The organism is Nocardioides marmoraquaticus, from assembly GCF_054777915.1.
In genome coordinates, this window is sequence record NZ_BAAHAA010000008.1 from 145,329 (window position 1) to 158,961 (window position 13,633).

The window sequence follows — 13,633 nt, forward strand, 5'->3', positions numbered from 1 at the left end:
CCGACTCGAGAGGACCTCGATGGCCAAGAACTCCTCCGCGGTGAAGACCGCGCCGAGCGCACCGAAGGACAGCTCCAAGATCTGGACGGTGTTCTCGTTGGTGGCGGCGCTCGGGGGCGCCACCGTCGCTCGCAAGAGCATGACCCAGGCGTGGCGGACCGCCACCGGCAAGAACCCGCCGGCCAACCCGGCCGACCCCGACGTCGACCTGTGGGAGGCCGTGCTGTGGGCCGCCGCCAGCGGCGCGGTCATCCAGCTCATCAGGATGCTCGCCTCGCGGCGTGCGGCGGAGTACTACACCCGCTCGACCGGTCACCTCCCGCCCGGGCTCGGACGCGACGACCAGAGCAGCAAGGCCGACCCGGCCACCACCTGACACGAGCACGCAGAAGGGGCCGCCTCCCGGCTGGGAGGCGGCCCCTTCGTGGCGCGTGCGGCGTGCTCAGGCGCAGTCGACGCAGATGAGCTTCTTCTCGTCGGCCAGCTGGCTGCGGTGGTGCACCAGGAAGCAGCTCATGCAGGTGAACTCGTCCATCTGCTTGGGCTTGACCTCGACGGCCAGCTCCTCGTGCGAGAGGTCGGCGCCGGGCAGCTCGAAGGACTCGGCGGCCTCGGTCTCGTCCTCGTCGACCTTGCCCGAGTTCTTGTCGTGGCGTCGGGCCTTGAGCTCCTCGAGGCTGTCCTCGTTCTGGTCCTCCTCGGTCTTGCGAGGGGCGTCGTAATCGGTGGCCATGGTGCTTCTCCTGCTCCCCTGGAAAGTCTGGTGTCTCGGGGGTCCTGCGTGGGTCTCGTGACCCAGGCTCCGAGCCCCGCTGCTCGGGCCGACCCGCTACGTGACGGCGCGATTGTGCACGAGTCACGCGCGATGTGCACGCTCGCCCCGGCCGCTTGCGCCCGGTCGTGGTGAGCCTCACGCCAACACCTGCTCGCGGCGATGTGTTCCCGTTCCCCGTGGGGCCGGTTCGATGCCGCCCGGAAGGGGTCCGGGGACGGCCGGCGACTGCTCGGGCGACCCGTCAGGCGGGGATCAGGCCGCACGCCGCGACCAGCGACGACCACCGGTCGTGAGTCGTGGCAGGAGCGGCGACGACCACGTCGGCCGTGGGGCCGGCGACGACGCTGACGCTCGCGCCCGCCTCGGTGGCGACGAGCCCGGCGGCGGCGTGGTCCCACCAGTGGGGGCCCTCCTCGACGTAGCCGTCGAGCGCGCCCTCGGCCACGGCGCAGAGGTCGAGCGCGCACGAGCCGGCACGGCGCACGTCGCGGACCCGACCGAGCAGCTCGGCGACCCCGCGGCCCTGGCGCACCCGCAGGTCGCGGCCGTAGGAGAAGCCGGTGCCGGCGAGCCAGGTGGCCTCGTCGTCACCCGGCTCGCGGACCCGGAGCGGCTCGCCGTCGCGGGAGGCGCCGGCGCCGCGCGCCGCGGCGTACTCGCGCCCCAGGACGGGGGCGACGACGACGCCCGCGACGACCTCGTCGCCCCGGGCCGCGGCGACCGAGACCGCCCAGTGGGGCAGGCCGTAGAGGTAGTTGACGGTGCCGTCGATCGGGTCGAGCACCCAGCGCACGCCGGACGACCCCACCACGTCGTCGCCCTCCTCCCCCACGACGCCGTCGTCGGGACGCGCCGCGAGGATGCGCGAGCGCAGCAGCTCCTCGGTGGCGCGGTCGGCGCGGGTGACGACGTCGGTCGGGCTCGACTTGGTGTCGGCCACGTCGATGCCCTCGGCCCGCATGCGCAGCGCCAGGCCGGCGGCCTCGCGCGCGACCGTGCGGGCGAGGTCGAGCAGCTCGAGGTCGGCAGGGTCCGCGGCAGGATCCGCTCCCACGGCTCAGTCCTCCCCGCACAGGGCCGGGCGCGGACCCCGGCCGTTGGCGCAGCAGCCCGCCGGGCAGGTGTCCCACGACGGGCGGCCCGTCACGACGCGCCGCTCGGGCGTCTCGCCGCGCTCGGCCGCGGCCCGCTCGAGCACCAGCTCGCGCACCATCGACACGAACCGCGGGTCGACGCCGGCCGTCGCCGCACGGGCGTAGGGCAGGCCGAGCTTCTCGGCGGTCTCGGCGGCCTCGGTGTCGAGGTCGTAGATGACCTCCATGTGGTCGCTGACGAAGCCGATCGGCACGACCACCGCGCCCGGCACGCCCTGGGCGTGCAGCGCCTCGAGGTGGTCGTTGACGTCGGGCTCGAGCCACGGCACCTGCGGCGGCCCGGAGCGCGAGCAGTAGACCAGCGCCTGGGGGTAGCGGTGGCCGGTCTCCTCGCGCACCCGCTCGGTCACCGCGGCCGCGACCGCCTCGTGCTGGCGCACGTAGGCCGACTCGGGCCCGTCGACCGGGCGCCCCGACGCCGCGGACATCGACGTCGGGATCGAGTGGGTGACGAAGGCGAGGTGGCCGCCGCGGCGGGCCTCCTCGGGGAGCTCGGCCAGCGCGGCGAGCGTGGCGTCGACCATCGGCTCGATGAAGCCGGGGTGGTTGTAGTAGTGACGCAGCTTGGACAGCGCCGGGCCGTCGGTGGGCTCCAGCGACCCCGTCACCTCGACCATGGCGTCGGCGAGGTTCTCGCGGTACTGCCGGCAGCCGCTGTAGGAGGAGTACGCCGACGTCACCAGCACCGCGGCCCGCTCGACCCCGTCGGCCCGCATCTCGCGCAGCGCGTCGGCGAGGTAGGGGTCCCAGTTGCGGTTGCCCCAGTAGACCGGCAGGTCCAGGCCGGCGGAGGCGAGGTCGTCGCGCAGCGCCGCGAGCAGCGCCCGGTTCTGGTCGTTGATCGGGCTGCGGCCGCCGAAGGAGTAGTAGTGCTCCCCCACCTCCTCGAGCCGCTCGTCGGGGATGTCCTTGCCCGCGGTGACGTTGCGCAGGAAGGGGACCACGTCGTCGGGCTGCTCGGGCCCGCCGAACGAGACCAGGAGCAGCGCGTCGAACGGCCGGGCGTCGGGACGGGTGTCAGAACGGGTAGCAGGACGGGTGGCAGCGGGGGCGTCGGGGCTGGCGACGGAGTCGGGCACGACTCCAGCCTAGAGTCCGACCCGATGCTCGACACCTACCGTCGGGTGCTGACCCGGCCCGGGGCGGCCGCCTTCAGCGGCACCGGGGTCGTGGCCCGGCTCCCGACCTCGATGATGACCCTCGGGATCGTGCTGCTCGTCAGCGCGCTGACCGGGTCCTACGCGCTGGCCGGGCAGCTGTCGGCGGCGTACGTCGTGGGCAACGCGGCGTTCGCCGTGCCGCACGGACGGCTGGCCGACGTGCTGGGCCAGCTCAAGGTGCTGGGCGCCGACGCCCTGGTCTTCGGGGTCGCCTCGTCGGTCATGGTGGTGACGATCAGCGCGGGGTGGGCCACGCCGTGGCCGCACCTGATGGCGGTGGTGGCCGGCATGGCCCAGCCCCAGGCGGGCACCCTGGTGCGCTCGCGCTGGGCGCACCTGCTCGACGACGAGCAGGACAAGCACACGGCGTTCGCGGTCGAGGGCGTCGCCGACGAGGTCGTGTTCGTCGCCGGGCCGGCACTGGTGACGGTGCTCGCCACTGCGGTGGCGCCGCAGGCCGGGCTGGCGGTGGCGATCGTGGCCGGCACCGTCGGGGCCCTCGGCCTCGCCGCGCAGCGCAGCACCCAGCCTCCGGCGCACCGGCCCGACCGGGCCGTCGGACGCGCCCCCATGCCGTGGGGCCTGCTGGCACCGCTCGGGGTCGGTGCGCTCGCGCTCGGGTCGCTGTTCGGCGCGCTCGAGGTCGCCACCGTGGCGTTCGCCGACGACGAGGGCCGGCCGGCGCTCGCGGGCCTCATGCTCGCGGCGTTCTCGCTCGGCAGCCTGGTCGCGGGCGTGTGGGCCGGCGCGGTGGTCTTCCGTCGTACGCCGCTCGCCCGTGCGCGCCTGGGCGTCGTGCTGCTGGCGGTCGGCACCCTGGTGCTGCCCCTGCTCCGGGGCCTGCCGCTGGTGACGCTGGTGCTGGTGGTCACGGGTCTCGCGCTCGCCCCCACGCTGATCGCGCTGTTCTCGCTCGTGCAGGCCACGGTGCCGCCGGGGCGGCTCAACGAGGCCATGGGGATCGTGCAGACCGGCATCAGCGCCGGCATCGCCCCGGGGGCGTGGGGCGCGGGGGTCGTGGCCGACGCCGACGGCGGCTCGGCGGCCTACTGGGTGTGCGCGGTGTCGGCCGTCCTGGCCGCCCTCGCCGGCGGACTCGTGCGCGTACCCTCGCGAGCGTGACCATCTGGACGAACTGGGCGGGCCTGGAGTCCGCCGACCCCGTCGAGGAGCGGCGTCCCGTCACCACCGACGACGTCGTCGCTGCGGTCCAGGAGGCGCGTGACCGGGGCCTGCGGGTCAAGATGCCCGGCACCGGCCACTCCTTCACCGGCATCGCCGTCACCGACGGGCTGATGCTGCGCCCGGACTCGCTGACCGGGGTGACCGCCGTCGACCGCGGCGCCGGCACCGTGACGGTGCGGGCGGGCACCACGCTGCGTGAGCTGAACGAGGCGCTGCTGCGGCTCGGGCTGTCGCTGCACAACATGGGCGACGTGCAGGAGCAGACCGTGGCCGGGGCCGTCTCGACCGGCACCCACGGCACGGGCGGGCGGGTCGCGTCGCTCTCGGCGCAGGTGCGCGCAGTCGAGCTCGTCGACGGCACCGGCAAGCCCCGCACCGTGGGCCCCGACGACCCGGGCGTGCTCGACGCGGTGCGCGTGGGGCTCGGCGGCCTGGGGGTGCTGACCAGCGTCACGCTGGCCGTCGAGGAGCTCTTCACCCTGGAGGCGCACGAGCGGCCGATGCGCTGGTCGGAGGCGGTCGACGGCTTCGACGACCACGTCGCGGCCCACGACCACTTCGAGATGTACTGGTGGCCCCACACCGACCGGCTGCTCACCAAGGCCGACGACCGCAGCACCGAGCCGCCGCGGCCTCTTTCCCGCCTCCGCGGCTGGTTCGACGACGTGTTCCTCGCCAACACCGTCTTCGCCGGCACGCAGCGGCTCGGCAACGCCCGCCCGGGCCTGGTCCGCCCCCTCAACCGCATCAGCGCCGTCGCCCTCACCGAGCGCCGCTACCGCGACGTGCCCTTCCGCGTCCTCACCTCGCCGCGCTCGGTGCGCTTCCGCGAGATGGAGCACGCCGTGCCCCGCGAGGCCGGCACGGCGGCCCTGCGGGAGGTGCGGGCGCTGGTGGAGCGCTCCGGCTGGCGCGTGGGCTTCCCCGTGGAGGTCCGCACGGCCCCCGCCGACACCGCCACGCTCTCCCCCGCCTCCGACCGCGACGTCGTGTGGATCGCCGTGCACGTCAACGCCGCCACCGACCACCGCGACTACTTCGCCGGGGTCGAGGCGGTGATGCGCGACCACGGCGGCCGGCCGCACTGGGGAAAGCTGCACACCCGTACGGCGGCCGACCTCGCCCCGGCGTACCCGCGCTGGGCCGAGCACGCCGCCGCCCGCGACGCGCTCGACCCCGACCGGCTGTTCACCAACGCCTACCTCCAGCGCGTGCTCGGGCCCTGATCCCGATTTTCGGCCTCCGCGTGGGTAGGGTCGGCGCGACGGCGACGAAGGGCACACGCGGATGCAGGACCTCATGCCGGCAGGCCTGACCGAGGACGGCACCTGCCTGCTCCTGGTCACGGCCTCGGGCGAGCGGTTCGTGCTGCCCATCGACGACCAGCTCCAGCGTCTGGTCGGCACCTCGCGCCACCCCGGTACGCCGGCCCGACGGGCACCGGAGCTCGCCCCCACGCCTGCGCCCGCCGCGCCGACGCCTGCTGCAGCAGCAGCCCCCGTGACCGACCCGCGACCCGCCGGGAGGACCCGGCCGCAGAAGCAGGAGACCACCATGGAGAGCGCGCTGCGCCCCCGAGACATCCAGGCCCGCATCCGCGGGGGCGAGAGCGCCGAGACCGTGGCGGCCGCAGCCGGCACCAGCGTCGAGGCGATCATGCCCTTCGCCGGGCCCGTGCTCGCCGAGCGCGCCCACCAGGCGCAGACCGCCCAGCGGGCCTCGCTGCGCCGCGGCGGCGGGCCCGGTGGCGCGCGCACCCTCGGCGAGGCGGTCGCGGCGTTCCTCTCCGGGCACGGCCTGCACGACGACGACGTCGCCTGGGACTCCTGGCGCCGGCCCGACGGCCGCTGGGCGCTGACCGCCGAGGTCGAGGCCGACGGCCGCACCCACCAGGCGCAGTTCCTGCACGACGTCGCCGGTCGCTACGTCGTCGCCGAGAACGACGACGCCCGGCTGCTCACCGGCGAGCTCGACCCGCCGGCCCCCGCCGGGCCGAGCAGCCCCGGTCGCAGGCTCAGTGCCGTCGCCGGACCCGAGACGACGTACGCCCCCGGCTCCCCCGACCACCTCGGCGACGACGCCATCGCGCTGGTGCGCGACCCGTCCGAGCCGCCCCTGCTCGACGGCCCCGCCCGCCCCGAGCCCGCCGCGACCGTGAGCGAGCCTGAGCCGGTCGCCGCCGAGGGGGCCGAGCCGGAGCCTGTCGCGGTCGAGGAGCCGGAGCCGGTCGCCGTCGAGGAGGCCGAGCCGGAGCCCGAGCCCGTCGCGGAGCCCGCCGCGGAGCCCGTCGCGGAGCCGGGCGACGACGAGGACGGCGAGCAGTCCGAGCTCGACCTCGGCGTGCCGGCCGACGACAAGCCGAAGCGCGCGCGACGGGGCCGGTCGTCGGTGCCGTCGTGGGACGAGATCATGTTCGGCGGAGGCCCCGAGAAGGGCTGACGAGCGGGTCGCAAGCCCTGCCGCACGTCCTGACCCGGGAGTAACCTCCCGCCATGGCGTACTTCATCACCGGCGCGACCGGGTTCATCGGTCGCTACCTCGTCGCGGAGCTGCTCACCCACCGCGAGGGCCCGATCTACGCCCTGTGCCGCGCCGGCTCGCGCTCCCGGCTCGACGCCCTGGTCGAGCAGTGGGGCACCGACCGGGTCGTCCCGGTCGTCGGTGACCTCGGCGAGACCGACCTCGGCGTCGACCCCGCGTGGGTCGAGGAGCACGCCGGGTCGGTCGACCACTTCTTCCACCTCGCCGCGGTCTACGACATGACCGCCTCCGACGAGCTCAACGAGCAGATGAACGTCGGCGGCACCCGCCACGCCCTCGGCCTCGCCGAGCGGCTCGGCGCCGGCACCTTCCACCACGTCTCGTCGGTGGCGGTCGCGGGCGAGCACCGCGGCGTCTTCGAGGAGTCGATGTTCGACGAGGGCCAGCGGCTGCCCTCGCCCTACCACCGCACCAAGTTCGAGTCCGAGCGCATCGTGCGCGAGGAGGCGGCCGTGCCGTGGCGGGTCTACCGGCCCGCGATCGTGGTCGGCGACTCCCAGACCGGCGAGATCGACAAGGTCGACGGCCCCTACTACTTCTTCCCGCTGCTCAAGCGGCTGCGCGACTCGGTGCCCGGCTGGCTGCCGCTGGTCGGCGTCGACCTGGGCGACACCAACGTCGTGCCGGTCGACTACGTCGCCTCCGCGATGGACCACCTCGCCCACGTCGACGGCCTCGACGGCCGCGCCTTCCACCTCGTCGACCCCGAGCCCCGTCCGGTCGTCGACCTGGTCAACACGATCTGCGCGGCCGCCAAGGCACCGCGGTTCGCGGTGCCGGTCGACCGCTCCGTCACCGGGTTCCTGCCCACCGGTCTGCTCAAGCGGGCCCTCGGGCTCGGACCGGTGCAGGCGCTCCTCGACCAGACCGTGGGCCGCGCCGGCATCCCGCCCGAGGTGCTCGGCCACGTGTCGTTCCCGTCGGTGTTCTCCTCGCGCGAGACCGAACGGGCGCTGTCGGGCTCCGGCATCTCGGTGCCCGACCTCGAGTCCTACGCCACGGCGCTGTGGTCGTGGTGGGAGGACGTCCTCGACGACGCGGTGGCCCGCGACGCCGCCGCCGTGCGCGCCCTGACCAACAAGACCGTCGTCATCACCGGCGCCTCGTCCGGGATCGGCCTCGTCACGGCCGTGCAGGTCGCCAAGGCGGGCGGCGTACCGATCCTGGTCGCGCGGGGCGCCGAGAAGCTCGAGTCGACGGTGCGGCTGATCGAGGGCATGGGCGGCACGGCCTACGCCTACCCGTGCGACCTGTCCGACCTCGAGGCCATCGACGGGCTGACCAAGCAGCTGCGCGAGGACTTCGACCACCTCGACTTCGTGGTCAACAACGCCGGCCGCTCCATCCGGCGCTCGCTGCGGCTCTCCGAGGACCGCTTCCACGACTTCGAGCGCACGATGCAGCTCAACTACTACGGCGCCATCCGGCTCGTGATGGGCCTGCTCCCTGCCATGCGCGAGCAGAAGTCGGGCCACGTGGTCAACATCTCGAGCATCGGCGTGCTCACCAACCCGCCCCGGTTCTCGGCGTACGTCGCCTCCAAGGCCGCGCTCGACGCGTGGAGCAACGTCGTCTCCAGCGAGCTCGTCGGCGACGGCATCTCGTTCACCAGCATCCACATGCCGTTGGTGCGCACGCCCATGATCGCGCCGACCAAGCTCTACGACCGGTTCCCGACGATCAGCCCGGCGCAAGCGGCGCGCAAGATCATCACCGCCATGGTCGAGCGACCGCACGAGATCAACACCCTCACCGGCAACCTGGGCGCCCTGTCGCACTACCTGATGCCGAAGACGTCGTTCAAGGTGCTGCACATGGCCTACCAGGTGTTCCCCGACTCCTCGGCCGCCAAGGGCACCTCCGGCGACGGTCAGGGCGGCACCGACAGCGAGCAGATGATGCTGGCCCGCCTGCTCAAGGGCGTGCACTGGTGACGATGCGCATCCACCACGTCGCGACCGCCGCCGACTGGCGCGAGGCGCGTCGCACGGGCCGCTACACGACCTCCACGCTGGGCCGCACCCTCGAGCAGGAGGGGTTCGTGCACGCGGCCCGGCCCGAGCAGGTGCAGCGGGTGTACGACGCCTACTACCGCGACCACGTGCGCCGCACCGGCGAGCCGATGGTGCTGCTCGCCATCGACACCGACCGGCTCGACGCCCTCGGCGTGCCGTGGCGCGAGGACCCGGTCGGCGACACGACGTACCCGCACGTCTACGGCGCGGTGCCCCGCGAGGCGGTGGCGGCGGCGCTGCCCCTCGACACCCACGGCCGGCCGCCGTCGCTGACGACGCTGTTCCTGCGCGAGGCGCTGCCCCCCGTCGGCATCGCCGTCGTCGTGATGCTCGTGAGTGGCCTCGGGGCGAGCCTGGTCGACGGCGCGGCCCGGCTGCCGCTGGCGCTCGTGCTGCTGGTCGTCGGCGGCGTCGTCGGGTGGTGGGGGCTCAGGCGGGCGCGGTCGCGCTGACCATCACGCGCTCGACGCGGTCGAAGCCCTCGAGCACCCGACGGCCCTCCTCGGCCAGGCCCTCCAGGTCGGCGTCGTCGCCGGCGTCGAGGGCGACCGCCTCCTCCCACAGGCCCCGCTCGACCCGCGACCAGTCGTCGCAGACCTCGCGCTCCACGTCGGTGAACCCCGCCTTGCGCAGCGCCAGCGCGACGTCGAGGGTGCGCAGCGCGAGGGTGACCTCGTGGTCCCCACGGGCGCGCGCCTCCCAGTGCGTCATCACCACGCGGCCACCCGGGCGCAGCACCCGGCGCACCTCGAGGCAGGTGGCGTCCTCGTGGGAGGAGAACTGCACGGAGTCGAGGCAGACCACCGCGTCGACCGACGCGTCGTCGAGCCCGGTCGCGCCGAGGTCGCCCACGCGGAAGTCGGCCTCGGCACCCCCCGCCTCGGCGTTCGCCACCGCCTGGCGCACCGCCTCCTCGCTGAAGTCGACGCCGATCAGCCGGGCCCGCGTGCGCGAGGCGATCTCGAGGCCGTAGCCGCCACGGCCGCAGCCGAGGTCGAGCAGCACGTCGTACGGCGCCAGCCGCAGCGCCGAGGTGACGGCGTCGAGCCCGCTCCACGGGACGAGCCCGGTGACGAGCCGCACCGGCGGCAGCCCGAGGTGACGCTGCACCAGCTCCTCTCGCGCGGCCGACGTGGCCAGGCGGGCGTACCAGTCGTCGAAGTGCTGCTGGTCGTGCTCGGTGCTCACGGCTGGTCTCCTGTCGTGACGGGACGGTCCCCCTGGGTTACCCACTCGCTCCACGAACCCGGGTAGAGGGTGGCGTCGAGCCCGGCGACGGCCATCGCCAGCAGGTCGTGGGTGGCGGTGACGCCGGAACCGCAGTAGACCCCCGTCTCGCGGCCCTCCGCGGCGGCGTACGTCGCTCGCAGCTCGGACGCCTCACGGAAGCGGCCGTCGGACCGCAGGTTGCCGCTCGTCGGCGCGTTGACCGCGCCCGGGACGTGGCCGGCGACCGGGTCGACGGGCTCGACGTCGCCGCGGTAGCGCTCGGGCTCGCGGGCGTCGAGCAGCAGGCCCTCGCGGGCCACCCGCGCCGCACCGTCGGCGTCGAGCGTCGGCACCGACCCCGGCCGCACCACGAGGTCTCCGGGCTCGACCTGCACCGACCCGGTCTCGACCGCACCACCGGCCTGCTGCCAGGCCGACCAGGCGCCGTCGAGCACGCGCACGTCGTCGTGCCCCGCCCAGCGCAGCAGCCACCAGCACCGGGCCGCGGCGCGCGAGCCCCAGTCGTCGTACACGACCACGGGACGGGCACCGCTGACCCCGGCCGCCCGCATCGCCCGCTCGAACCGTGCGGGGTCGGGCAGCGGGTGCCGCCCGCCCGCGCCCGGTGGGTCGGCGAGCGCGGTGTCGAGGTCGACGTACGCCGCCCCGGGCACGTGGCCGCGCGCGTGCTCGTCGGCCCCGGGGGGCCCGCCGAGGCGCCAGCGCACGTCGAGGACCGTCACCTCCGCGAGCCGCTCGGCCAGCTCGCGAGCGTCGATGAGCGGGGTCATGACGCCATCACACCAGAGGCGGCCCGGGCCGATCGGTGTGGGAGGATCCCGCCGATGGCCGAGCTGCAGTTCTTCACCGGCACGATGGACTCCGGGAAGTCCACGCTGGCGCTCCAGACCAACCACAACCACGCCGCGCGGGGCCGCATCGGGCGGCTCTTCACGCTGCACGACCGCGCCGGCGAGGCGCTCGTCTCCTCCCGGCTGGGCCTGACCCACGACGCGCTCGAGGTCGACCCCGACTTCGACTTCTGGCGCTACGTCGTCGACGAGCTCACCCGCGGCCGCCGGATCGACTACCTGGTGTGCGACGAGGCGCAGTTCTACACCGCCTCGCAGGTCGACGAGCTCGCCAAGGTCGTCGACGAGCTGCAGATCGACGTGTTCTGCTTCGGCATCCTCAGCGACTTCCGCACCGAGCTGTTCGCGGGGTCGCGACGGCTCGTCGAGCTCGCCGACCGGATGCACGTGCTCCAGGTCGAGGCGCTGTGCTGGTGCGGCAAGCGGGCCACCCACAACGCCCGCTCCGTCGACGGTGTCATGGTCACCGAGGGCGAGCAGGTCGTGGTCGGCGACGTCGGGTCGGACCGGCCCGCCGAGGTCGTCTACGAGGTGCTCTGCCGCGCCCACCACCGTCGGCGCATGACCGCGGCCCGCGCCCGCGCCGTCTCGATGATCGCGGAGCCGCTGCCGTTCGGCTGAGGCACCGCGGGTCGGCGAGGCATCCTGACCCCAGGTCGGCCCGCTCGCCCGCGGTGTCGGCCTTGGACCCGGGAGGCTCAGGTGGACGGCGACGACGGCCCGACCGCTGACCTCGGTCGGCGACTCCTCCGGTGGGCCAACCTCGGCGCCGTCGTGTTCTTCGGCCTCGGGTTCGTGCTGTTCCTGACGCTCTTCGTGACCTCGGACAACCAAGCAGACCGGAGCTCCACCCTGCGGACGGTCATCATCTGCGGCGGTGGCTGCTTCCTCGCGGCGAGCGCGACGTCGAAGCGCCGAACAGTGGCCAGGGCCCAGCGGACGTCCCGGCTCCAGGCTCGAGTCATCGCCGCTCGCAGCACGGTCGACGGTCCTGATCGGAATGCTGCGCGCCGCTCACTCCGGCGGCAGGCACGCAGGTACGCCGCGGTCTCCGGCGTCGTGGCGGTGCTGACCGTTGCGGCTGCCCTCGTGCTCTGGTCCCGCCTGAGCGTCTTCATCCTCCTGGTCCTCACGCTGCCGACCTCCACGCTCGCGCTGATCTCGCTTCGCAGCGCTCGCGTGTGGAGCCGATGACGGGGTGACCGGGCGGCACTCTCGCCAGGAGCCGCTCTCTAGGGCCGTCGGTGGAAGCGGAGGGTGCCGTCGGGGAGCCGTTCGTGGCGCAAGGCGGGGTCGTGGACCCGGCGGTGGTGGGGACCGCAGAGCAGCCGGCCGGTCCCGGTGTCGGTGGTGCCGCCTTGTGACCAGGGGGTGTCGTGGTGGGCGTGGCACTTCGCGGCGGGGACGTCGCAGTGCTCGGCGGTGCAGCCACCCTGCTCGACGGCAAGAGCGAGTCTCTGTGCCTTCGAGTGGAGGCGGCGACTGCGGCCGAGGTCGAGCACGTGGGAGCCGCCGTCGAGGACGGCGGGCAGGAGCTTGTGGCGGCACGCGAGGCGCCGGGCTTCAGCGGCAGAGATGCGGTGGCCGGTGTCGAGGGTCGCGACCCCCGCGGTGTCGAGCGCCGCGGTCAGGTCGTCGTGGCGGATGGTGACGACGATGGTGGCGTCGCCTCCGGCGGTGGCGGGCAGGTCGCGGGCCGAGAGGCGTTCGAGGAGCTCGCAGAACGCCTCGCCGCGACGGACGGTGACGGGCCGGGTGTCGTGCGGGTCGGTGTCGATCGCGGTTGTCTCGACAGGCTCGGTCGCGGTGGTCTCGACAGGCTCGACCGACGACGGGGCGGTGTCTCGTAGCGGGGACATGATGGCGTCGAGGGCCTTCTTGAGCATGGCGCCGTGCAGCTTCGGGATGCGGAAGCGGCCGTGGGTGAGGCCTTGGTGGTCGGTCCAGGTCTCGAAGACCGTCGTGCGGGCGGCGCGGGCTTCCTCGGCCTCGAGGAGCCGGCCTTCGTAGGCATCCGCGGCCTCGGGGGCGATGACGGCATAGAGGCGTCGGCCGAGGTGGTCGAGGTCGGCGGCGTCGTGATCGTGGGCGAGGTCGACGAGGTGGGCCTCCGCGACCTCGCGCTGGTCGCCGTCGACCGCGAACTCACCGGAGACCGGCAGCAGGTCCAGCGACCGCTTGATCGCGCGGGCCTGGTCGAGCGACACCCGTCCGGTGGCCATGCCGGTGGCGAGGTGAGGCATCGCATCATCTGTCGCCTGGGCGAGGCGGAGGTCGGCGCGGGCGAGGCTGCGGCGGCTGCGGGTCTCGCGGGCGTACCAGTCGGCGATCGACCGGTCGCCGGGGTCGAGGATCGAGCCGTTGCGCTCCGCCTCCGCCATCACCGTGAGTCGCAGTGCGTCGAGCTGGGCCTGGGCGGTGGCGAGGTCGAGCAGGGTGTCGGCCAGCTCCTCGGCCCGCATCGCCCACACCGGCCGCGCGGATGGTGCGGCGAGCTGGTCGAGCCGGTGCCGCAGCCGGCGGGTGAAGTCGGCTACCGGGTGGCGAGGCACCCCGGCGTCTGGCTCGCTCGTGCCCGTGACGGAACCACCCAGGGTCGTGGGGGTGTCGTCGGTGGTGCGAGCCATGCCCCATCCTACGACAACAGTGACGCATTCGAACAGATGTGCGACACCATGTGGACGCGGTTGTGAGTGGTGGGCGGTTGGGTGCGGGGGTCTCG

At 74.2% G+C, this 13,633-nt stretch carries 14 protein-coding genes; 8 read left to right on the forward strand and 6 right to left on the reverse strand.

Annotated features, from left to right (window positions below; translation table 11 throughout):
- Positions 1-19 precede the first annotated feature (19 nt).
- Positions 20-376, forward strand: a complete 357-nt coding sequence (locus ACYU8I_RS08555) for a DUF4235 domain-containing protein (RefSeq protein ID WP_460839537.1) — start codon at positions 20-22, stop codon at positions 374-376.
- A gap of 66 nt (positions 377-442) precedes the next feature.
- Here the strand turns inward: ACYU8I_RS08555 and ACYU8I_RS08560 are convergent, their stop codons facing one another.
- The 3 genes from ACYU8I_RS08560 to ACYU8I_RS08570 all read right to left on the reverse strand — a co-directional run bounded on the left by ACYU8I_RS08560 (position 443) and on the right by ACYU8I_RS08570 (position 3,008).
- Positions 443-733, reverse strand: a complete 291-nt coding sequence (locus tag ACYU8I_RS08560) for a DUF4193 domain-containing protein (RefSeq protein ID WP_460839539.1) — start codon at positions 731-733, stop codon at positions 443-445.
- Between the two features lie 283 nt (positions 734-1,016).
- Positions 1,017-1,829, reverse strand: a complete 813-nt coding sequence (locus ACYU8I_RS08565; RefSeq protein WP_460839541.1) for an inositol monophosphatase family protein — start codon at positions 1,827-1,829, stop codon at positions 1,017-1,019.
- 3 nt (positions 1,830-1,832) lie between these two features.
- Positions 1,833-3,008, reverse strand: coding sequence for a ferrochelatase (locus ACYU8I_RS08570; RefSeq protein ID WP_460839543.1), 1,176 nt, complete (start codon positions 3,006-3,008; stop codon positions 1,833-1,835).
- A gap of 24 nt (positions 3,009-3,032) precedes the next feature.
- Here ACYU8I_RS08570 and ACYU8I_RS08575 point away from each other — a divergent pair, with 24 nt between their 5' ends.
- The 5 genes from ACYU8I_RS08575 to ACYU8I_RS08595 all read left to right on the forward strand — a co-directional run bounded on the left by ACYU8I_RS08575 (position 3,033) and on the right by ACYU8I_RS08595 (position 9,282).
- The gene (locus ACYU8I_RS08575; protein ID WP_460839545.1) at positions 3,033-4,211 is read left to right on the forward strand and encodes an MFS transporter; all 1,179 of its coding nucleotides are present in this window, start codon (positions 3,033-3,035) and stop codon (positions 4,209-4,211) included.
- On the forward strand, positions 4,208-5,500 hold the full coding sequence (locus ACYU8I_RS08580; protein ID WP_460839547.1) for a D-arabinono-1,4-lactone oxidase: 1,293 nt from the start codon (positions 4,208-4,210) through the stop codon (positions 5,498-5,500). The genes ACYU8I_RS08575 and ACYU8I_RS08580 overlap by 4 nt, the downstream gene beginning before the upstream one ends.
- Positions 5,501-5,573: 73 nt before the next feature.
- Positions 5,574-6,713 (forward strand): septation protein SepH, encoded by a 1,140-nt coding sequence (gene sepH / locus ACYU8I_RS08585; protein ID WP_460839549.1) that lies wholly within the window; start codon positions 5,574-5,576, stop codon positions 6,711-6,713.
- 53 nt (positions 6,714-6,766) lie between these two features.
- Positions 6,767-8,749: an SDR family oxidoreductase gene (locus ACYU8I_RS08590; protein ID WP_460839551.1), complete on the forward strand. Its 1,983-nt coding sequence runs from the start codon at positions 6,767-6,769 to the stop codon at positions 8,747-8,749.
- 2 nt (positions 8,750-8,751) lie between these two features.
- Positions 8,752-9,282 (forward strand): DUF952 domain-containing protein, encoded by a 531-nt coding sequence (locus ACYU8I_RS08595; protein ID WP_460839620.1) that lies wholly within the window; start codon positions 8,752-8,754, stop codon positions 9,280-9,282.
- On the opposite strand, the gene ACYU8I_RS08600 is transcribed toward ACYU8I_RS08595, so the two are convergent.
- A complete protein-coding gene (locus ACYU8I_RS08600) occupies positions 9,260-10,018 on the reverse strand; it encodes a class I SAM-dependent methyltransferase (protein ID WP_460839555.1) in 759 nt (252 codons plus the stop codon). The two genes, ACYU8I_RS08595 and ACYU8I_RS08600, sit on opposite strands and share 23 nt — an antisense overlap.
- Positions 10,015-10,830 (reverse strand): sulfurtransferase, encoded by an 816-nt coding sequence (locus tag ACYU8I_RS08605; protein WP_460839557.1) that lies wholly within the window; start codon positions 10,828-10,830, stop codon positions 10,015-10,017. The genes ACYU8I_RS08600 and ACYU8I_RS08605 overlap by 4 nt, the downstream gene beginning before the upstream one ends.
- A 54-nt stretch (positions 10,831-10,884) precedes the next feature.
- Between ACYU8I_RS08605 and ACYU8I_RS08610 the strand changes: the two genes are divergently transcribed.
- Entirely contained in the window at positions 10,885-11,532 is a 648-nt protein-coding gene (locus ACYU8I_RS08610; RefSeq protein ID WP_460839560.1) for a thymidine kinase, read from the forward strand.
- Between the two features lie 81 nt (positions 11,533-11,613).
- Positions 11,614-12,105 (forward strand): hypothetical protein, encoded by a 492-nt coding sequence (locus ACYU8I_RS08615; RefSeq protein WP_460839563.1) that lies wholly within the window; start codon positions 11,614-11,616, stop codon positions 12,103-12,105.
- Positions 12,106-12,143: 38 nt separating this feature from the next.
- Here ACYU8I_RS08615 and ACYU8I_RS08620 read toward each other — a convergent pair whose 3' ends face one another.
- On the reverse strand, positions 12,144-13,538 hold the full coding sequence (locus ACYU8I_RS08620; protein WP_460839565.1) for an HNH endonuclease signature motif containing protein: 1,395 nt from the start codon (positions 13,536-13,538) through the stop codon (positions 12,144-12,146).
- Between the last annotated feature and the right edge of the window lie 95 nt (positions 13,539-13,633).